Raw genomic sequence first — 18,036 nt, 5'->3', positions numbered from 1 at the left:
TCCCGCCACGAGCCGCGCGGCGTGGGTGCTCCCGCGCCGCCAAGGGCCCGCGCCGTCCCCCCTGTGACGGCGCGGGTCACGATGCCGCCCCTCCTCCCGGGGCCCAAGAGAGACACCATGATCCAATTCCTGATCGACACGGTCATCCGGGCGCTCGACCTCGCCCTGATCGCCGTCGCCCTGAGCGGAGTCTACTCGCTCATCAAGTTTCCCAATGTCGCGCTGGTCCAGTACGCGGTGGTCGGCGCCTTCCTCGGCATGTTGCTGCAGCAGGCGGGACTGCCGCTGGTGCTGGCACTGCCCGTCTCCGCGCTGCTCGTCGGCGGGCTCGCCGTGGTCTTCAACGTGCTGCTCTTCGAGCGGCTGCTGACCGAGGGCTCGGCCATCGCGCTGATCGGCTCGCTGGCGCTGTCGATGATCCTCTCGGCGGTGTTCCTGCTGGCCTTCGGCCCCTCCGCCTACCGCTTCGAGCTGCCTGTCTCCCCCGCCATGCGCCTCCTCGGCGCGCGGGTGACCCTGCACCAGATCTCCACGCTGGCGATCACCGTGGCCGCGCTCGGCGGCTTCGCGGCGATCCTCTTCCTGACAAGGCTCGGCCGCGAGATGCGCGCCACCGCGACCAACCGGGTGCTGGCCTCGGCCAGCGGCATCGACACGCGCCGGGTGATCAATGCCACGGTCTTCCTGTCGGGCGTGCTGGCCGCGCTTGGCGGCATGACGCTGGCGATGCGCGGCTCGGTCTCGATCGATCTCGGCACGCAGATGCTGCTGCCGGTCTTCGCCGCCGCCATCCTCGGCGGGCTCGGCAACGCGCTTGGCGCCATCGCCGGCGCGCTGGTGATCTCGGCCGCCGAGACCTTCGTGACCAACACCAACTTCGGCGTGCTGAACGGCGAGGGTTTCCTCTTCCTGCCCGCGAGCTACGCCCAGACCGCCAGCTTCGCGCTGCTCGTCGGCTTCCTGCTGCTGCGCCCGTCGGGGCTGTTCACCAGCGAGGTGTCCCGTGTCTGACTTCCTGATCCATGTCGCCGCCGTCTCCTGCCTCTACGGCATCCTCGCGCTGGCGCTGAACCTGCAGATGGGCTTTTCCGGCCTCGTCAACTTCGGCCTCATCGCGCTTTTCGGCTGCGGCAGCTACGGCGCTGCCTTCGCCCATCTCTGGGGCTGGCCGCCGCTGGCCGGGCTGGCGCTGGGGCTGGTCCTTGCCGCGCTGCTGGGGCTCTTCTTCGCCCGGCTCGGCGCGCGCATGTCCGAGGATTACTGGGGCATCGCTACGCTTTCGCTGGCCGAGATCATGCGGCTCGTCTTCACCAACGAGCAGGCGCTCGCGGGCGGGGCGCAGGGGGTCTCGGGCCTGCCGGTGACCTTCTCGACGCTGGCCGGGCAGGGCGCCGGGCTGTCGCGCCTGGCACTCTACGCCGCGCTGCTCGTCGCCGCCTTCATCCTCTGCCAGCGCATCACCCGCTCGGGCTTCGGCATGGCGCTGAAGATGATGCGCGAGGAGCCGCAGCTGGCGCGCGCGCTCGGCTACGACCTTGGCCGGATGCGGGCGATCGTCATGGTGATCTCGTCGCTGATGGCGGCGGTGGCGGGGTTCCTCTACGCCCATTACCTGTCCTTCGTCGGCCCCGAGCAACTGATGAGCCACGAGACCTTCCTGATCTGGTCGATGGTGATCATCGGCGGCATCGCCAACAATTGGGGCGTGGTCGCCGGGGCTTTCCTGATGCAATTCGCGCTGGCCTACGTGCCTTTCGTCAAGGACTGGCTCGACCTGCCCACCGATTTCGTCGCCGCGACGCGGCTGGTGATCGTCGGCGGCGGCATCCTCGCCTTCCTCATCTGGCGCCCCAAGGGGCTCTTCCCCGAACGGATCGGAGGCTCCCATGGCTGATCCCCTGCTGAAACTCGACGGCCTCTCCAAGGCCTTCGGCGCGCACCGGGTGCTGGAGGGCGTCGCCGCCAGCATCGCGCCCGGCGAGATCGTCGGCCTGCTGGGCCCGAACGGCTCGGGCAAGTCGACGCTGCTCAACGCCATCTCGGGGTTTCTGGCCCCCGATGGCGGCACGGTGAGCATTGCCGGGCGCGACATCACCGGCCTGCCCGCGCACGAGGTGACGCGGGCGGGGCTCGCGCGGACCTTCCAACTGCCCTCGATGCCGGCCCGCATGACGACGCGGGAGGTGCTGGCGGCGGGTGACGTGACGGCGGGCGCCGCGCGCAACATGCTGAAGGGCGCGGCGAAGGATGCGCGCATCGACGAGCTGCTCGCGCTGTTCCGCCTTGCCCATGTCGCGGACCTGCCGGCGAGCGCGCTCTCGGGCGGGCAGAAGAAGCTGCTCTCGGTCGCGCTTGCCCTGCGCGGCGCGCCGAAGCTGCTCTGCCTCGACGAGCCCACCGCCGGCGTCCACCCCGAGCTGCGCAGCGAGATGATCACCATCCTGCGCCGCGCCGCGCGCGAGGGCACGACGCTCCTGGTGATCGAGCATGACATGCTCTTCATTCGCCAGCTCTGCACCCGCTGCATCGTGCTCGACCGGGGGCAGCTCATCGCCGATTGCGCCCCTGACGAACTGGAGAAAAACGCCGCCGTGGTCGAGGCCTACCTCGGCAAGTCGGTCGAGAAAGGAAAGACCGCAAGATGATCGAGGTTCAGGACATCCGCGCCGGCTACGGCGACGGGCCCGACATTCTGGGCGGCATCTCGATGCAGGCCCATGCGCGCGAGATCGTCACCATCCTCGGCCCCAACGGCTGCGGCAAGTCCACGCTGCTGAAGACCGTCGCGGGGTTCGTCACGCCGCGCGCGGGCACGGTGCGGATCGACGGGCAGCACGCCGAGGCGGTGCCGATCCACGAGAAGGTGCGCCATCACGGCGTCGGCTACGTGCCGCAGACCGACAACGTCTTCCGCACCATGACCGTGACCGAGAACCTGTTGATGGGCGCGCGCGGCCTCGACCGGCAGACGCGGGACGAACGGCTCGACGCGCTGCTGACGCAGTACCCGACGCTGGCGAACAAGCGGCGGCGCAAGGCCTCGGCGCTCTCGGGCGGCGAGCGGCAGATCCTGTCGCTGGCCCGCGCGCTCATGGCCGGGCCGCGCATCCTGCTGCTCGACGAGCCCTCGGCGGGCCTGTCGCCCGCGATGATGCACGACGTCTTCGAGGCGATCGCCCGCATCCGCGACGCGCAGGACATGTGCATCCTGATGGTCGAGCAGAACGCTTTCGAGGGGCTGATGGTCTCGGACCGAGCCTATGTCCTGAACCTCGGCAAGGTGGCGCTGACCGCGAAGGCGCAGGACTTGCTGGGCGATCCGGCGATGGAGCGGCTCTACCTCGGCGGCGATCCCGAGGGCTGAGGCGACGGCGGCGGGCTACCCGGTCACCGTGAGCGGCCCGTCGTTCTTGATCTCTTCCATCACCACGTAGGTCCGGGTCTCGATCACCCCGGGCCAGCCCATGATGACGTCGCCAAGGAAGCGCCGGTACTCGTCCATCGCGTGGAACCGCGCCTTCACGAGGTAGTCGAGCCCGCCGGCGACCATATGGCACTCGATCACCTCGGGCGTCGCCTGCACCGCCGTCTTGAACTTCTCGAAGACCTGCGGCGTCGTCTTGTCGAGCCGGATCTGCACGAAGACCAGCATCTCGAGCCCGAGCTTCTGCGGGTCGAGCCGCGCCCCGAACGAGAGGATCACCCCGTCGCGCTGCAGCCGCCGCAGGCGGTCGCTCATCGAGGTCGCGGGGATGCCGACCTTGCCGGCCAGATCGGTGTTGGTGATGCGGGCATCCTTTTGCAGGATCTGCAGGATGCGCTGGGTGATCTTGTCGAAACGGGGCATTCTGGGCGGGCAGTCCGTGATTGTCTCGGAAAGACCTTTGATGCGCCGGGCTCTCGCGTCAACGGCAAAGGCATCCCGGCCCCGGATCGTCCCCGGACATGAAAACGCCTGCCAGGGGGACCCGGCAGGCGCTTCGGTTGCGAAAGCGGCGTGCTCCGGCTCAGAAGCCGAGCGCCATGCCGTCCTTGCGGCTGTCGCTGCCGCCCGAGAGGAGGCCGTTCGCCGCGTCGATGCGGATCGCCTGGCTGCCGCCGATCGGGCTGGTCATCACCTTGAGCTTGTGGCCGCGCGCCTCGAGCTCGGCGCGGGTCTCGGCCGAGACGCCGGGCTCGACCTGCAGCTCGTCGCCATAGGCGAAGCTGCGCGGCGCATCCATCGCCGCCTGCAGGTCGAGGCCGAGGTCCAGCACGCCCGACAGGAAGGCCGCGTGGCCCGCCGCCTGGTACTGGCCGCCCATCACGCCGAAGGGCATGATCACCTCGCCATCCTTCAGCAGCATGCCGGGGATGATCGTGTGCATCGGGCGCTTGTTCGGCGCGATGGCGTTGGGGTGCCCCTCGATCAGCCGGAACGAGGCGCCGCGCGAGTGGAAGAGCACGCCGGTCTCGGGGTCGAGCCGGGTCGAGCCGAAGCCGTGGAAGATCGAGTTGATGAACGACAGCGCGTTGCCCTCGGCATCGACGACGCAGAGGTAGATCGTGTCCTTGTGCTCGGGCTCGTCCCAGAGCGCGGGCGGCTGCGCGCGGCCCATGTCGATGCGCGCGGCAAGCTTGTCCACCACCTCGTCCGAGAGCAGCGTCTCGACCACGCCCGGGCAGGCGGCCGGATCGCCGATCAGCGCGTCGCGGTGGTGGTAGGCGAGCTTGGTGGCCTCGGCGTGCAGGTGGATGCGGTCCGCCTCGGACATCTTCGCGCCCATGTCGAACTTCGACAGGATGCGCAGGATCAGCAGCGCGGCGAGGCCCTGGCCGTTGGGCGGGCACTCGACCACGTCATGCCCGGCGTAGCTGGCCGAGATCGGATCGGTCCAGAAGGCCGCATCGGTCGCGGCGTGGAAATCCTCGACCGTGTGCAGACCGCCCAGCGATTTCAGGTGCGCGGCCATCTTCGCGGCGGTCTCGCCCTGGTAGAAGCCCGCCGCGCCCTTCGCGGCGATCTCGCGCAGGCGGTCGGCCAGCAGCGGCTGGGCATGGCGCTCGCCCGCCACCGGCGCGCGGCCGTTCGGCAGGAAGACCTTTGCGGCGTGTTCGTCCTTGCCGATGAGCGCGGCTTCCCCGGCCCAGTCCTGCGCCACGCGCGGGGTCACCGCATAGCCGTTCTCGGCATAGCCGATGGCGCGGGCGAAGAGCCGCTCGAGCGGCAACGTGCCGTGGTCCGCGTGCAGCAGGCACCAGGCCGAGATCGCGCCGGGGATGGTCACCGAATGCGGGCTGGTCTGCGGGATCTCGTCGGTGAGCCCGGCCTCCTTCAGCGCCGCGACGGTCGCGGCGGCGGGCGCGCGGCCCGAGCCGTTCAGCGCCTTCACCGCGCCGCCCTTCGGCTTGTAGAGCGCGAAGCAGTCGCCGCCGATGCCGGTCATCAGGGGATCGACCACGCATTGCACCGCGACGGCGGCGATGGCCGCGTCCACGGCGCTGCCGCCGGCCGAGAGGATCTCGAGGCCGGCCGCCGTCGAGAGCGGGTGCGAGGTGGCGATCATCGCCTGCGAGGCCAGCGTGCTGGGGCGTCGGGCGGAGAAGAAGTCGAACATGCGTGGGTCTTCCTGTCGGGAATAAAAAGTGCCGAGTTTATTTCTTCCGTGAGTGATGGCGGTCTCGGCAGAGTCTCGTCAAGTGTCGGGTTGCGTCGCGGGGTGCAGGCAGGCCACGGCGCGGCCACTGCCGAACCGCCCGAGCTGCGGGTCGCGGTCGCGGCAATCTTCCTCGGCCACCGGGCAGCGGGTCGAGAAGCGGCAGCCCTTCGGCAGGTCGAGCGGGCTCGGGATCTCGCCGGGCAGGGGCTCGGGCATCGGCTCGAAGAAGCGCGGCGCGGCATTGCGCAGGGCGGCGGCATAGGGGTGCGCGGGGGCGTTCAGCACGGCATCGGTCGGCCCGGTCTCGACGATGCGGCCGAGGTACATGATGGCGATCTCCTCGCAGAGGTAGCTCGCCACGCCGAGGTCATGGGTGATGAAGACCAGCGTGAGCCCCATCTCCTGCTGCAGCCTGCGCAGGAGCGTCAGGAGCTGCGCCTGCGTCGAGACGTCTAGGCCCGAGACCGCCTCGTCCGCGACCAGCACCGAGGGCTCGGAGGCCAGCGCCCGGGCGATGGCGACCCGGCGCACCTGTCCGCCCGACAGGCCCGAGGGGTAGCGTCTGGCGGCATCGGCGGGCAGGCCGACACGCTGCAAAAGCTCGGCGACGCGGGCCTCTTCCTGCGCCTTCGGCACGATGCCGAAGTGCCGCAGCGGCTCGGCGATCAGCGCGCCCACGGTCATCCGCGGGTCGAGCGAGCCGCGCGCGTCCTGGTAGACCATGGCGACGTCGCGGGCAAAGCCCGGCCCCTCGGCGCGCACCTCGCGGATCGGGCGGCCATGGTAGAGCGCCCGCCCGCCGCTGGGGGCATCGAGGCCGAGCAGCACGCGCAGCAGGGTGGACTTGCCCGAGCCGCTCTCGCCCACGAGGGCCAGCGAGGCGCCCTTCTCGACGCTGAGCCGGACGCCGTCGAGGGCGCGCAGCCCGACCTTCTCGCGGGTGAAACGGCGGCCCGGCGGGCGCACCTCGAAGACCTTCTCGACCTCGATCAGCTCGAAGACCGGGGCGGTGCGGGCGGGGGCCTCCGGGGCCTCAAGGACGGTCGAAAGGGTCATTCCGGGTTCCAGCAGGCAAAGAGGTGGTCGCGCGCGCCGCCGCGGGCGGGGTCGGCGGGGGTCAGGGGCGGCGCCTCGCCGGCGCAGTGCGGCAGGGCGCGCGGGCAGCGCGTGGCAAAGCGGCAGCCCGCGGGCATTTCCGAATGCGAGGGCACGGTGCCCTCGGGCGCCACGAGGTCCTTGCGCCCGATCTCCAGCACGCAGCTTTCGAGCTGGCGCGTGTAGGGGTGGCGGTGGCGCTTCAGCACCTCCTCGGCGGGGCCGGATTCGACCACCTGCCCGGCGTAGAGCACGACGATCCGGTCGCAGGACTGGCTCGCCAGCGCGAGGTCGTGCAGCACGAAGATGCAGCTCGCGCCGCGCTCGCGGGTCAGTTGCAGGATCAGCCGGATGATCTGCGCCTGGATGGTCACGTCGAGCGCCGAGGTCGGCTCGTCGGCCAGCAGCAGGTCGGGGTTGCAGGCGAGCGCGATGGCGACCATCACGCGCTGCTGCATGCCGCCCGAGAGCTGGTGCGGGAAGGCGGTGAGCCGCGCCTCGGCGTCGTTGATCCCCACTTGCGTGAACAGCTCGATGGCCCGTTCCCGCGCGTCATTGCGCGAGAGCCCGAGGTTCCGGCGCAGCGTGGTGATGAGCTGCCGCCCGACGGTATAGGCCGGGTTCAGCGCCGCTCCGGCGTCCTGGAAGATCATCGACAGGCGCTGGCCGCGCAGCTTCACCATCTCGCGCCGGCGCATGGACAGCAGGTCGCCCGCGCCCTGAAGCTCGGCACGCCCCTCGACCTCGGCCCCGTCGAGGAGCTGCATCAGCGCCGTGGCGATGGTCGACTTGCCCGCGCCGCTCTCGCCCACCAGCGCCAGCGTCTCGCCCTTCGCCAGCGACAGGCTCACCCGGTCGAGGATCTTCGCCGGACCGCGGTACACGGTCAGCTCCGAGACGCTCAGCAGCGCCTCGGCCTCTATCTGCCGCAGCATCATGCGCCCCTCCGGCTCTTGGGGTCGTATTCCTCGCGGATGCCGTCGCCGACGATCGACAGCGCGATCAGCAGCAGCGCCAGCGCGAAGCCGGGCATGGCGGACATCCACGGCGCGAAGCTGACGAAATCGCGCCCCTCGGCGATCATCAGCCCCCAGTCGGGCGTCGGCGGCGTCACCCCGATGCCGAGGAAGGACAGCGAGGACGAGACGAGGATGGCTTCCGAGATGCGGATGGTCACCTGCACGGCCAGCGGGAAGATCACGTTCGGCAGGATGTGGCGGCGGATCACCTGCAGCGAGGGGATCGACATCAGCTGCGCCGCCTCGACGAAGCCCTGCACCTTCACCTGCAGCACGTCGGCGCGCACGGTGCGCGAGAAGGGCCCGATCATCGACAGGCCGACGGCGATGATCACCTTGTCGACGCCCTGACCGAGGATGGCGATGAAGGCCACGGCGAGGATCAGCGAGGGCAGGGCGAGGATCGAGTCGATGAGCCGCATCAGCGCCCATTCCACCCAGCCGCCCGAGAGCCCGGCGGCAAGGCCGATCACCAGCCCTCCGGCGGCACCGATCAGCACCGAGAAGACGCCGATCGCCATGGCATAGCGCGCGCCGTAGATGACGCGCGACAGGATGTCCTGCCCGTAGCTGTCGGTGCCGAGCGGATGCGCGGCGGAGGGCGGCTGCATCATCGCCTCCATCGACTGCATCACAGGGTCATAGGGCGCCACGTAGGGCGCAAAGACCGCGGCCAGCAGGTAGGCGCTCGCAATGACCAGCGCGACGGTGAAGAACGGGCGGCGCAGGAAGATCGAGCGGCGGGCTCGGCGCGGCGCGCTCAGGCCCGGGGCCGGGGAATTGGTGGCCTCTGCGCTCATTTGCGATCTCTCAGTCTGGGGTCGAGGATCGGGTAGGAGAGGTCGACCAGCAGGTTGACCCCGATGAAGAGGAAGGCGGTCATCATCACCCCCGCCTGCACCACCATGTATTCGCGCCCCAGCACCGCCGAGGTCAGCATCTGGCCGATGCCGGGCAGGTTGAATACCGTCTCGGTCAGCACCGTGCCCTGCAGCAGCGTGCCGAGCTGCAGCCCGAGGATGGTCACCAGCGGCATGGCGATGTTGCGCACCCCATGCACCCAGATCACCCGCCAGCCCGGCTCGCCCCGCGCGCGGGCGGCGGCGATGTAGGGCTGGTCGAGCACCTCGATCAGCGTCGCGCGGGTCAGCCGCGTGATCATCGCGATGAAGTAGGTGGAAAGCGTCAGGCCCGGCAGGATCATGTGGTAGACCCCGGTCCAGAAATCCTCCCAGGGCGAGACGTAGCCCATCACCGGGAACCAGCCGAGCCGGACCCCGAAGAACCAGATCAGCAGGATGCCCAGCAGGAACGACGGAAAGGCGGTGCCGGTCAGGGCAAAGACCGCCGAGCCCGCGTCGAAGGCGGTGTCCTTCTTCACCGCCGAGAGCACCCCCAGCGGCACGCCGATCAGCACCGCGAAGACCAGCGAGAAGCTCGCCAGCGTCAGCGTCACCGGCAGCGCCTCCTTGAAGGCATAGGTGAAGATGTCGGTGCGGGCGACGAAGGAGGTGCCCCAGTCGCCCGACACGAAGTTCAGCGCCCAGTCGGCGTATTGTGCCAGGAAGGGCCGGTCCAGACCCATTTCGGCGGTGAGCGAGTCATAGGACTCCTGCGAGTATTCGGACCCGAGCATGATCTGCACCGGGTCTCCCGGCGCCAGCTTCAGAAGTCCGAAGGTGGCAACCGAGACGATGAACAGCACGACGAGCGTCTGCCCGATTTTTCCGAGGGTCTGGACCAGCAGCATCAGGCGAGGCTGACCGTATGCAGGTTCACGAGGTCGGCGGGGATGTAGTTGAAGCCCTGCACCTTGTCCGAGAACACCTTGTAGATCGGCATGTGCGCCATGATCGCGATCGGCGCCTCGTCCATCAGCAGGTCCTCCGCCGCGTAGTAGAGCTTGGCCCGCTCTTCGGTGCCCAGCACCACCTGCGCCTGCTTGCACAGGCTGTCGAACTCGGTGTTGACCCAGCCGCAGAAGTTCCACGCGCCGTCCGACTTGAACTCGGGGTAGATGGTCTCGTCGGGGTCGAGGTCGGCCACCCATTCGAAGTCATAGAGGTCGAAGTCGCCCTCGTTGCGGCGCTTGAGCCAGGCGGCGGGCTCGATCAGCTCGAGCTTCACCTTGATGCCGATCTCGGCCAGCATCGGTGCGACGGTCTGCGCGATGCGGGTGCCGACCGGGCCGCGCTCGGCCATCATGTAGGTCACCTCGATCTCGCCCTGGGTCTCGGCCTTGGCGCGGAACTCCTTGGCCTTCTCGAGGTCGAACCACTGGCCACGGCCCGAGGTCGCGATCTCGGGGTCGAAGAAGCCGGTCATGGGCGGCGAGATCGGGGTGAAGGCCTTTTGCGCCCGGCCGAAATAGGCCTGCTTCACCAGCTTGTCGCGGTCGAGCGCCCAGGCGACGGCGCGGCGCAGGTTGATGTCGGTGAAGGGGCCTTTCTTGCAGTTCATGCCGACGAAGGTGTAGTTGCCCTCGATCTCGCCGTAGAGCGTCGCCTTGGGGAAGGCGTCGACCTGGTCGACCAGCTGCATCGGGCAGTCGGTCATGCCGTGGATCTGCCCCGACATGAGCGCGGCAAGCGCCGTCGAGGCCTCGTTCATCAGCACGAAGGTGACGCGCTCGAGCTTGGGCATGTCCGGCTCGAAATACTCGGTGTTGGCCTCGAGCTCGATGGCGTCGTTCTCGCGCCACGAGACGAACTTGAACGGGCCGGTGCCGACCGGGTTGCGGCCGTAATCCGCGCCGTATTTCTCCACGGCGGCGGGGCTGACGATGGTCCCGGCGCGGCCGGTGGAGCCGGTCAGGGCGACGGGCAGGAAGGCATAGGGCTCGGAGAAGTGCAGCTTGACCGTCAGCGCATCGACCACCTCGATCTCCTGCAGCAGCTCCAGCTTCCAGGCGTGCGGCGACTTGGGCTCGCCTTCCTTCACCCGCAGCAGCGAGAACTTCACCGCCTCGGCGTCGCAGGGCGTGCCGTCGTGGAACTTGACGCCCGCGCGCAGCTTGAAGACGTGGGTCTTGTCGTCCTCGAGATCCCAGGTCTCGGCCAGATCGGGCTCGAAGGTCACCTTCTCGCCGTCATAGGCGATCTTGAGCAGCCCGTTGTGGATGTTGTTGATGATCTGGATCGCCGACAGGAAGCCGGTGAAATGCGGATCAAGCGTGTCGATCACCTTGACCGAGGCGATCTTGAGGTGACCGCTCTGCTGCGCCCGCGCGATCGCGGGGAAGGACCCGGCGCTGGTCGCGGCGACGATGCCCGCCCCCAGCCCCTTGAGCACGGCGCGGCGGCCGAGCTTGGCCGAGAGGCGCTCGGCCAGCACTTTCTTGTGGTCGACTTGCGTCATGTCTTGTCTCTCCTGTTGGCATGGTCTCCTCCCATGTCCGGACGAGTGCATCGGGCCCAGCCTGTCCGGTTGATCCGGATTCGGGGGTCATGAGCCCAATCGGTCGGCATTTTTCCGGTTTCCTCCTGTGCCGGCCCATCGTCACGTGGCTTCAGGTTGCGGAGACATGTATACATAAACAAGGTAAAAGTGTTCATTTCAGCTGGGACAGTTCGCGCGTGATTATTCGGACGGCAGAAAGCATCTTCGACACCCTCGTGGACCGCATCGTCGCGGGCCGGATGAAGCCCGGCGAGCCGCTGGCCGAACAGGCGCTGGCCGAGCAGTTCGGCGTGTCGCGCACCCCGGTGCGCGAGGCGCTGCACCGGCTCGAGCAGGCGAGCCTCGCCGAGCGCGGCGCGCGCCGCGCCTTCGTCGTGCGGCGGATGAAGGTCAGCGACCTTGCCGAGCTCTTCGAGGCGGTAGGCGAGGTGGAAAGCGTGCTGGCGGCGCTCGCGGCGCACCGGATGACCGAGATCGAGCGGCGGCACATGCTGGCGATCCTCGAGGAGGGCCGGTCCTGCGGCGACGATGCCGAGCGCTACGGCACGATCAACGCCCGCTTCCACGCCACGCTCAAGACCGGCGCGCGCAATGCCGCGCTGGCGGCGGTGCTGGACGAGCTGAACCTGCGCACGCAGGCGTGGCGGGCGGCGAATTTCCACGTCGACACCTCGCGCCTGTCGACCTCGCGCGCCGAGCATGACGCCATCGCGCAGGCGATCATGGCGCAGGATGCCGAGGCGGTGCGCGGGCTGATGCGCGGCCACGTGGCGGCCTCCTACATCGTGCTGGCCGACATCCTCTCGCGCCGCGAGCCCTGAGCCGCGCGCCCGAACGGGCTGGCCTTCCGCTGCGGGAGGTGGCAGTCTCCGCGCGCCAGACATCCGATTTCGCATAGGGATTTTACCATGTATTCCAGACAGCTGGCCGCCGCCGCGGCGCTCTGCCTCGCCGCCGTGAGCCTTGCCTCGCCCGCCTTCGCCCATGCCGGCGAAGCCGCCGCGGGCGGCTTCGTCACCGGCTTCCTGCACCCGATCCTCGGCTGGGACCACGTGATCGCCATGGTGGCGGTCGGGCTCTGGGGCGCCTTCCTCGGGCAGCCGGCGGTCTGGCTGCTGCCGGTCACCTTCCCGCTGGTCATGGCGCTCGGAGGGGCGCTCGGCGCGGCGGGCGTGCCGCTGCCGGGGATCGAGACCGGCATCGCCGCCTCGGGGCTGGTGATCGGCCTCGCGGTGCTCTTCGCCGCGCGCCCGCCGCTGCCGGTGGCGGCGGTCATCGTCGCGGTCTTCGCGGTGTTCCACGGCCACGCCCATGGCACCGAGATGCCGGGCGCGGTCAGCCCGCTGGCCTATGCCGGAGGCTTCGTGATCGGCACCGGGCTCCTGCACCTCTGCGGCATCGCCTTCGGCATGCTGACCCGGTCGCGCGCCGGGGCCATCGCCGTGCGCGGCGCGGGCGGGGTGATCGCGGCGCTGGGCGCGGGCTTCCTGACCGGCGCGATCTGACCATGCGGCGCCTCGCCCTTGCCGCACCGCTTGCGCTGATGCCGCGGGCGGCGCTGGCGCATGACGCCTTCGGCGACCTCGGGCCCTTCTACGCGGGGCTGCTGCACCCGGTCATGGCCCCGGCGCAGACGCTGCTGCTGACGGCGGTGGCGGTGCTGCTGGCGCGCCAGCCGCTCGGCGCGGTGCGCCTCGCCTACCCGGCGCTGGTGCTGGCGGGGGCGGCGGCGATCCTCCTGCACGGACTCCGGCCCGAGCTCGCGCCGCCGCTGCGCGTCACGGCGCTGGCCGCGCTCGGGCTCGGGGCGCTGGCGCTCTGGGGGAGGGCGCTGCCGCGCGCCCTGCTGGCGGGGCTCGCCATGGCGGGCGGGGCGCTGGCGGCGCTGGCGGGCGACGCCGCGGTGCTGACGCGCGAGGGCCTGCCCGGGGCACTCGGCGCGGGGCTCGGCATCGCCGCCTTCGTGCTGCTGGCATGGGGGCTGGTCGATCTCGTGCAGGCGCGGCTCGGCCGCGTCGCCGGGGCGGTCGCGGCCTCGTGGCTCATCGCCGTCGGGGCGATGGCCGTGGTGCTGCCGGGCTGAGCGTCGGGTACGGGGTCAGGCGCTGCCGAGCGTCGCGGCGCTCTGCAGCGCGGTGCGCAGGCCCGCCGGGTTGATCGGTTTGAGGCAGCAGCCCGCCTGCGGGTACTTGGCGTGGATCTCGTCGTCGTAGACATGGCCCGACTGGAACACCAGCCCGACCCCCATCTCGCGCAGCCGGTCGGCGAGCGGGAAGACCTCGCCATCCTTCAGCCGCACGTCGAGCAGCGCGATGTCCGGCCGCTCCGAGCCGAGCGCGGCAAAGGCCTCGCGCAGCCCGGGGAAGGGGCCGATCACCTCGTAACCGAACTCCTCGACGAGCATCTGCAGGTCCATCGCGACGATCACCTCGTCCTCGCAGATCATCACACGCCCCCGGGCCGGGGTCTTCTCACTGCTCGTCAGGGACATAGCGCAGCACCATCCTTCTTTCGTAGTCGCCGAAGCCGACGGAAACCGTGCCGCCAAGCTGGACGGCAGAGAGCTGGACCAGAGTCGATCCGAATCCTGCCTCACCGTCGTCGGGGTCAACCCGGGCATCGTGGATTTCGTTCCACACGAGTTCGACAAACTCGCCATCGCGTTTCCAGCCCACCTCGAGCCGGCCGGGACTGTGCCCCAGCACGCCGTACTTGGCGGCATTGGTGGACCATTCGTGCAGCAGCAGCGACAGCGAGGTCAGCTCGTGCGTCGCCACCGGCACCTCGGGGCCGCCGGGCAGCAGCGGCGCATCGCCCCGGTAGGGCTCCAGCGAGGCGCGGATCGCGTCCTCGAGCCCGAACTTGCGCCCGCGCGGGGTCTTCTGCGTCAGGTCGTGCGAGCGCGCCAGCGCGTTGATCCGCGACTGCACCCCGTTCACGAGGTCGGGGACGGAGTCGGCCTTGCGCCCGGCCATCCGCACCATGCTCGAGATGATCGAGAACATGTTCTTCACCCGGTGGTTCATCTCGCGCAGCATCATCTCGCGCACGTCCTTGGCGTCCTGCTCCTCGGTCACGTCGAAGAGCACGCCCAGCACCCGCTCGGCCCGCGGCGTGGCGATGCGCCGGCCGACGAACTGGATCGAGCGCGCGTGCGCGGTGGTGCCGCCGAGACGCGCCACCACGTCGATCGGCGCGCCCTCCTCGAGCGCCTCGTCGAGCGCGTGGCGCACCGCGGCGCGGCTCTCCTCCTCGACGGACTGCAGCAGCCGCTCCAGCGGCAGCCGGTGGTCGTCGAAGCCGAGCAGTGCGCAGCCGCTGTCGTCGAGCGTCACCGTGCCGCCGCGCGGATCGCACTCCCAGACCGCCAGCCCCGAGACGTCGAGCGCCAGCCGCAGCCGCTCGCCCTCGTGCTTGAGCGCCGCCTCGAGCCGCAGCGCGTCGGTCACCTCGGTGAACACCAGCGTCGCGCCGTTCAGGTCGCCGTCGCGGCTGCGATAGGGGGTGATGACCAGCGACCAGGTGCGGTCCTCGGCGCGGTCGCTGACCCGCATGTGGCGCAGCTCGCCGTTGCGCATCACCTCGCCGATCGCCTGCAGCACCTCCTCGTTGCGGCGCAGCGAGCTGGTCACCTCGGCCAGCGGGCGGCCGCGGTCGGTGCCGCGGAACGGGTAGATCGACTGGATCGCGTCGGTGAAGTTGCGGATCGCCATCTTGGAGTCGACCACCACCAGCGGCAGCGCGGTCGAGGCGAAGAAGTTGGTCAGATCGGCATTGGCCACCGATAGCTCATCGACCTTGCTCTTGAGCTCGTCGTTGACCGTCGAGAGTTCCTCGTTGGTCGACTGCAGCTCCTCGTTCATCGACATCATTTCCTCGTTCGAGCTCTTCAGCTCCTCGTTCGCGGTCTCCAGCTCCTCCACCGTGGTGTGCAGTCGGGCGCGGGTGTCGCGCAGCTCGTGCTCGAGGCTCTGCACGTGGCTGTCGGTGGGGTCGAGTTCCTCGAACCCGTCATCCTCGCGCGGCGCGAAACGGTCGCGCTCGCGGAAGACCAGCAGGATGCTGCCATCCTCGAGCGGGTCGGCGATGAGGTCGAAGGCCTGCGTGCCGAACTCGGACTGCGCCGACAGATCGCGCGAGATCGTCCGGCTCTTGCTGCGCGCCACCTGCCGCAGGATCGCCGACAGCGCCTCGCGCACGCCGGAGCGGGCCAGCGAGGGCGCGAAATTGTCGTTCTCGGGGCCGGGCGTCACCTCGAGGTATTTCCCCAGCCGCCCGGTCGCGCGCAGGATCTCGCCGCGCGGCGTCACCCGCAGGGTGGGCGGCGCGTAGACCGCGAGGATGCGCTCGGCCGCGTCGCTCTCCTGCCAGTCGAGCCGGGCCGGGGGCTCGGCATCCTCGGCGGCGTGGCGGCGGCCCTGCGGCACGCCGCGCTGCGCCGCGCGCAGGTGCAGCGGATACTCGGGCCGGCCGTTGTTGCGCCGGAAGATGCGCGCGCCCTGGTCGAGCGGCTTGAACACGTGATCGTGCCGGCCCACCGTCTCGGACGGGCCGAGGAACAGCGTCGCCCCGGGCTTCAGCGCGTAGTGGAAGATCGGCAGCGCCGTCGCCTGCAGCTGGTCGCCGAAGTAGATCAGCAGGTTCCGGCAGGAGATCAGGTCGATGTTCGAGAACGGCGGGTCGCGCACGATCGAATGCACCGAGAAGCGGATCATGTCGCGGATCCGCGCCGAGACGCGGAACCGCCCGTCGAGCGCGATGGTATAGAGGTCGCGCATCTCCTCGGGCACGTCGGCCAGCGCCGACTGCGGATAGGTCGCCTCGCGCGCGATGCGCAGCATCTGCTCGTCGATGTCGGTGGCAAAGATCTGGATCTTCGCCGACCGCTTCTGCTTCTGCGCCTCGTCGGCGAAGATCATGGCGATGGTATAGGCTTCCTCGCCGCTCGAGCAGCCGGGGATCCAGACGCGGATCTCGTCCTCGTTGCCGGCGTTGCGGATCAGTGGCACCACCGCGAGCTCGCGCAGCCGCTCGAAATGCTCGGGGTCGCGGAAGAAGCGGGTGACGTTGATCAGCAGCTCGCGGAAGAGGATCTCGCATTCGCGCGGGTCCGAGCGCACGCGCTTGAGGTAGGCCCCGGCGTCGGCAAGGTCGAGCACCTGGATGCGGCGCTGCACCCGGCGGATCAGCGTCGACTTCTTGTAGCCCGAGAAGTCGTGCCCGACGAAGTTGCGCACCACGCCGCAGATGTCCTCGAGATGCGCCTCGACGGTATTCGCCAGCTGCCGGTCGGCGGTCCCCTCGAAGGTCGGGGCATAGAACTGCTCGATCGCCTCGACGATCTCGCCCGGGCGGCGGACGAAATCCACCAGCCCGGTGTTCTGCGCCGAGGTCGGCATGCCGTCGTATTTCGCCGTGCCGGGCTCCTGCACGAGGCAGAGCCCGCCATGCTCCTTGATCGCCCGCAGCCCGGCGCTGCCGTCCGCCCCGGTGCCCGACAGGATCACGCAGGCGGCAAAGCGGCCCTGGTCGAGCGCGAGGCTCTCGAAGAAATCGTCGATCGGCCGCCGCAGCCCGCGCGGCTGCGCGAACTCGGTAAGGTTCAGCACGCCCCGGGTGACCGAAAGCCCGTGGCCCGGCGGGATGATGTAGACATTGCCCGCCGCGATCTTCTCGCCGCCCGAGGCCTGGCGCACGCGCAGCTCGGTATGGCGCGCCAGCAGCTCGGCCAGCAGGCTCTCGTGGTTCGGGTCGAGGTGCTGGATCACCACGTAGGCAAGATTGCTCGAGGGCCGTGCCTCCGCCAGCATCTCGCGGATCGCCTCGAGCCCGCCGGCCGAAGCGCCGACGCCGACGATGCACAACCGTTCCATGTCACCTTCCGTGGCCCCGGCCTGCTGCCTGTCCTTGTTCGTCATGCGTGTTCCGTGGTCCTTGCCCGATGGCGCGTTGTCAGGAGGTGTCTTCGTCGAGCGACAGCCGCGCGAGGATCGCGACCGAATCCGCGATCAGCTGCGCCGAGCCCACCATGGCGAGCCCGAATTCCCGGCCGATCTGCTCGACGTCGCTGAGCGCGCGGGTCAGCGTCTCGTCGTTGGCCGGTAGGCCGGAGCGGCGCAGCGCCGAGGTCATGTCGAACTGCGAGGCGAGGATGAAGCGCGCCCGCCCGCTCCGGTCGCGAAGCCGGGTCATGAAGACGAAGTTGAGAAATCTGCTGCCGTCCCTGCGGTAGTTGATGATCGGGAAGCGACCGCTTTCGGGCGCGGTGCCATGCACGAAGTCGTGCAGCGGGCGGCGCGTCTGCTCGGTGGTGGCCTCTCCCTGCAGAAAGCGGCAGTTCCGCCCCAGCGCCTCGTCCGGGGAATAGCCGGTCAGCGTGCAGAAGGCACCGTTCACCAAGATGAGCGGGGCGTCGCCCTCGGTCCGTGACACCGCGAGCGCGATGCCGGATCTTTCGATGTAGTCGCCGAGCTGTCTGGGAAGGCTGTCCTGCGGGGTCATCTCGGCGGTGTCGTTGCATGCGGGGGCGTGAAATGCGTCCCCCGGGAAGAGGACGCTTCACAGAACATGCGGCGGCAAGTCGCCAAGGCAAGGCATCGGCGGCAAATCATCTCGCGCGGGCGCGCCCTTGCCCTACCACCGCGCCTCGGCCTGCATGGCGACGGGCCCGCCCTCGGCGGCGGTCCAGAGGTGCAGGACCTCTCCCTCGTCGCGGGCATTGAGAGAGAAGCCCAGCGTGTCGAAGATCGGCGAGAGGCTGCGGAACTCGAACCGCGCCGGGGCCGCGCCGCGCAGGTCGGCCGCCATCTGGGCCAGCAGCGTCGCCTGCAGTGGCCCGTGCACGATCAGCCCGGGATAGCCCTCGGTACCGGTCACGTAGGGCG

18 protein-coding genes (1 of these 18 running past the window's edge) are annotated in these 18,036 nt (G+C 69.7%); 7 read left to right on the top strand and 11 right to left on the bottom strand.

Annotated elements, in window-relative coordinates; translation table 11 throughout:
- Positions 1-117: 117 nt before the first annotated feature.
- Genes PVT71_RS17190 through PVT71_RS17175 form a run of 4 tightly spaced genes read left to right on the top strand, consistent with a single transcriptional unit; the run spans position 118 to position 3,364 of the window.
- On the top strand, positions 118-1,011 hold the full coding sequence (locus PVT71_RS17190; protein WP_353475281.1) for a branched-chain amino acid ABC transporter permease: 894 nt from the start codon (positions 118-120) through the stop codon (positions 1,009-1,011).
- Positions 1,004-1,894: a branched-chain amino acid ABC transporter permease gene (locus PVT71_RS17185; RefSeq protein WP_353475280.1), complete on the top strand. Its 891-nt coding sequence runs from the start codon at positions 1,004-1,006 to the stop codon at positions 1,892-1,894. Before PVT71_RS17190 ends, PVT71_RS17185 begins: the two co-directional genes overlap by 8 nt.
- A complete protein-coding gene (locus PVT71_RS17180) occupies positions 1,887-2,645 on the top strand; it encodes an ABC transporter ATP-binding protein (protein WP_353475279.1) in 759 nt (252 codons plus the stop codon). The genes PVT71_RS17185 and PVT71_RS17180 overlap by 8 nt, the downstream gene beginning before the upstream one ends.
- On the top strand, positions 2,642-3,364 hold the full coding sequence (locus PVT71_RS17175; RefSeq protein ID WP_353475278.1) for an ABC transporter ATP-binding protein: 723 nt from the start codon (positions 2,642-2,644) through the stop codon (positions 3,362-3,364). Before PVT71_RS17180 ends, PVT71_RS17175 begins: the two co-directional genes overlap by 4 nt.
- A 15-nt stretch (positions 3,365-3,379) precedes the next feature.
- Here PVT71_RS17175 and PVT71_RS17170 read toward each other — a convergent pair whose 3' ends face one another.
- From PVT71_RS17170 to PVT71_RS17140, 7 genes are all read right to left on the bottom strand, one after another.
- Positions 3,380-3,847 (bottom strand): Lrp/AsnC ligand binding domain-containing protein, encoded by a 468-nt coding sequence (locus tag PVT71_RS17170; RefSeq protein ID WP_353475277.1) that lies wholly within the window; start codon positions 3,845-3,847, stop codon positions 3,380-3,382.
- Positions 3,848-4,007: 160 nt separating this feature from the next.
- Positions 4,008-5,597 carry a gamma-glutamyltransferase family protein gene (locus tag PVT71_RS17165; RefSeq protein WP_353475276.1) on the bottom strand — a complete coding sequence of 530 codons (1,590 nt, stop codon included), beginning with the start codon at positions 5,595-5,597 and terminating at the stop codon, positions 4,008-4,010.
- Between the two features lie 78 nt (positions 5,598-5,675).
- Positions 5,676-6,695, bottom strand: coding sequence for an ABC transporter ATP-binding protein (locus PVT71_RS17160; RefSeq protein ID WP_353475275.1), 1,020 nt, complete (start codon positions 6,693-6,695; stop codon positions 5,676-5,678).
- A complete protein-coding gene (locus PVT71_RS17155) occupies positions 6,692-7,669 on the bottom strand; it encodes an ABC transporter ATP-binding protein (protein ID WP_353475274.1) in 978 nt (325 codons plus the stop codon). The genes PVT71_RS17160 and PVT71_RS17155 overlap by 4 nt, the downstream gene beginning before the upstream one ends.
- Positions 7,669-8,553: an ABC transporter permease gene (locus tag PVT71_RS17150; protein ID WP_353475273.1), complete on the bottom strand. Its 885-nt coding sequence runs from the start codon at positions 8,551-8,553 to the stop codon at positions 7,669-7,671. Before PVT71_RS17150 ends, PVT71_RS17155 begins: the two co-directional genes overlap by 1 nt.
- Positions 8,550-9,503, bottom strand: coding sequence for an ABC transporter permease (locus PVT71_RS17145; RefSeq protein ID WP_353475272.1), 954 nt, complete (start codon positions 9,501-9,503; stop codon positions 8,550-8,552). The genes PVT71_RS17150 and PVT71_RS17145 overlap by 4 nt, the downstream gene beginning before the upstream one ends.
- Positions 9,503-11,110, bottom strand: a complete 1,608-nt coding sequence (locus tag PVT71_RS17140) for an ABC transporter substrate-binding protein (RefSeq protein WP_353475271.1) — start codon at positions 11,108-11,110, stop codon at positions 9,503-9,505. Before PVT71_RS17140 ends, PVT71_RS17145 begins: the two co-directional genes overlap by 1 nt.
- A gap of 218 nt (positions 11,111-11,328) precedes the next feature.
- On the opposite strand from PVT71_RS17140, the gene PVT71_RS17135 reads away from it, so the two are divergent.
- The 3 genes from PVT71_RS17135 to PVT71_RS17125 all read left to right on the top strand — a co-directional run bounded on the left by PVT71_RS17135 (position 11,329) and on the right by PVT71_RS17125 (position 13,235).
- A complete protein-coding gene (locus tag PVT71_RS17135) occupies positions 11,329-11,973 on the top strand; it encodes a GntR family transcriptional regulator (protein ID WP_353475270.1) in 645 nt (214 codons plus the stop codon).
- 87 nt (positions 11,974-12,060) lie between these two features.
- The gene (locus PVT71_RS17130) at positions 12,061-12,657 is read left to right on the top strand and encodes a HupE/UreJ family protein (RefSeq protein WP_353475269.1); all 597 of its coding nucleotides are present in this window, start codon (positions 12,061-12,063) and stop codon (positions 12,655-12,657) included.
- 2 nt (positions 12,658-12,659) lie between these two features.
- A complete protein-coding gene (locus PVT71_RS17125) occupies positions 12,660-13,235 on the top strand; it encodes a hypothetical protein (protein ID WP_353475268.1) in 576 nt (191 codons plus the stop codon).
- Positions 13,236-13,250: 15 nt separating this feature from the next.
- Here PVT71_RS17125 and PVT71_RS17120 read toward each other — a convergent pair whose 3' ends face one another.
- The 4 genes from PVT71_RS17120 to PVT71_RS17105 all read right to left on the bottom strand — a co-directional run.
- Positions 13,251-13,643, bottom strand: a complete 393-nt coding sequence (locus PVT71_RS17120) for a response regulator (RefSeq protein ID WP_353475267.1) — start codon at positions 13,641-13,643, stop codon at positions 13,251-13,253.
- The gene (locus PVT71_RS17115; RefSeq protein WP_353475266.1) at positions 13,624-17,070 is read right to left on the bottom strand and encodes a CheR family methyltransferase; all 3,447 of its coding nucleotides are present in this window, start codon (positions 17,068-17,070) and stop codon (positions 13,624-13,626) included. The genes PVT71_RS17120 and PVT71_RS17115 overlap by 20 nt, the downstream gene beginning before the upstream one ends.
- A 34-nt stretch (positions 17,071-17,104) precedes the next feature.
- Entirely contained in the window at positions 17,105-17,653 is a 549-nt protein-coding gene (locus tag PVT71_RS17110) for a PAS domain-containing protein (RefSeq protein WP_353475264.1), read from the bottom strand.
- 132 nt (positions 17,654-17,785) lie between these two features.
- Positions 17,786-18,036, bottom strand: the end of a protein-coding gene (locus PVT71_RS17105) for a MaoC family dehydratase N-terminal domain-containing protein (protein WP_353475263.1). It continues 583 nt past the right edge of the window; the window shows 251 of its 834 coding nt (coding positions 584-834); its start codon lies off the right edge, out of view — the gene reads right to left on this strand; the stop codon is at positions 17,786-17,788.

The sequence above is a fragment of the Salipiger sp. H15 genome (genome assembly GCF_040409955.1).
GTDB lineage: Bacteria > Pseudomonadota > Alphaproteobacteria > Rhodobacterales > Rhodobacteraceae > Salipiger.
This window is presented reverse-complemented; position numbering and strand designations above follow the sequence as displayed.

What these genes read in the sequence shown, in the direction of transcription:
- PVT71_RS17190 (WP_353475281.1), top strand. Translation starts at nt 118, where the DNA reads ATGATCCAATTCCTGATCGACACGGTCATCCGGGCGCTCGACCTCGCC.
- PVT71_RS17180 (WP_353475279.1), top strand. Translation starts at nt 1,887, where the DNA reads ATGGCTGATCCCCTGCTGAAACTCGACGGCCTCTCCAAGGCCTTCGGC.
- PVT71_RS17175 (WP_353475278.1), top strand. Translation starts at nt 2,642, where the DNA reads ATGATCGAGGTTCAGGACATCCGCGCCGGCTACGGCGACGGGCCCGAC.
- PVT71_RS17170 (WP_353475277.1), bottom strand. Translation starts at nt 3,847, where the DNA reads ATGCCCCGTTTCGACAAGATCACCCAGCGCATCCTGCAGATCCTGCAA.
- PVT71_RS17165 (WP_353475276.1), bottom strand. Translation starts at nt 5,597, where the DNA reads ATGTTCGACTTCTTCTCCGCCCGACGCCCCAGCACGCTGGCCTCGCAG.
- PVT71_RS17160 (WP_353475275.1), bottom strand. Translation starts at nt 6,695, where the DNA reads ATGACCCTTTCGACCGTCCTTGAGGCCCCGGAGGCCCCCGCCCGCACC.
- PVT71_RS17155 (WP_353475274.1), bottom strand. Translation starts at nt 7,669, where the DNA reads ATGCTGCGGCAGATAGAGGCCGAGGCGCTGCTGAGCGTCTCGGAGCTG.
- PVT71_RS17150 (WP_353475273.1), bottom strand. Translation starts at nt 8,553, where the DNA reads ATGAGCGCAGAGGCCACCAATTCCCCGGCCCCGGGCCTGAGCGCGCCG.
- PVT71_RS17145 (WP_353475272.1), bottom strand. Translation starts at nt 9,503, where the DNA reads ATGCTGCTGGTCCAGACCCTCGGAAAAATCGGGCAGACGCTCGTCGTG.
- PVT71_RS17140 (WP_353475271.1), bottom strand. Translation starts at nt 11,110, where the DNA reads ATGACGCAAGTCGACCACAAGAAAGTGCTGGCCGAGCGCCTCTCGGCC.
- PVT71_RS17130 (WP_353475269.1), top strand. Translation starts at nt 12,061, where the DNA reads ATGTATTCCAGACAGCTGGCCGCCGCCGCGGCGCTCTGCCTCGCCGCC.
- PVT71_RS17125 (WP_353475268.1), top strand. Translation starts at nt 12,660, where the DNA reads ATGCGGCGCCTCGCCCTTGCCGCACCGCTTGCGCTGATGCCGCGGGCG.
- PVT71_RS17120 (WP_353475267.1), bottom strand. Translation starts at nt 13,643, where the DNA reads ATGTCCCTGACGAGCAGTGAGAAGACCCCGGCCCGGGGGCGTGTGATG.
- PVT71_RS17115 (WP_353475266.1), bottom strand. Translation starts at nt 17,070, where the DNA reads ATGACGAACAAGGACAGGCAGCAGGCCGGGGCCACGGAAGGTGACATG.
- PVT71_RS17110 (WP_353475264.1), bottom strand. Translation starts at nt 17,653, where the DNA reads ATGACCCCGCAGGACAGCCTTCCCAGACAGCTCGGCGACTACATCGAA.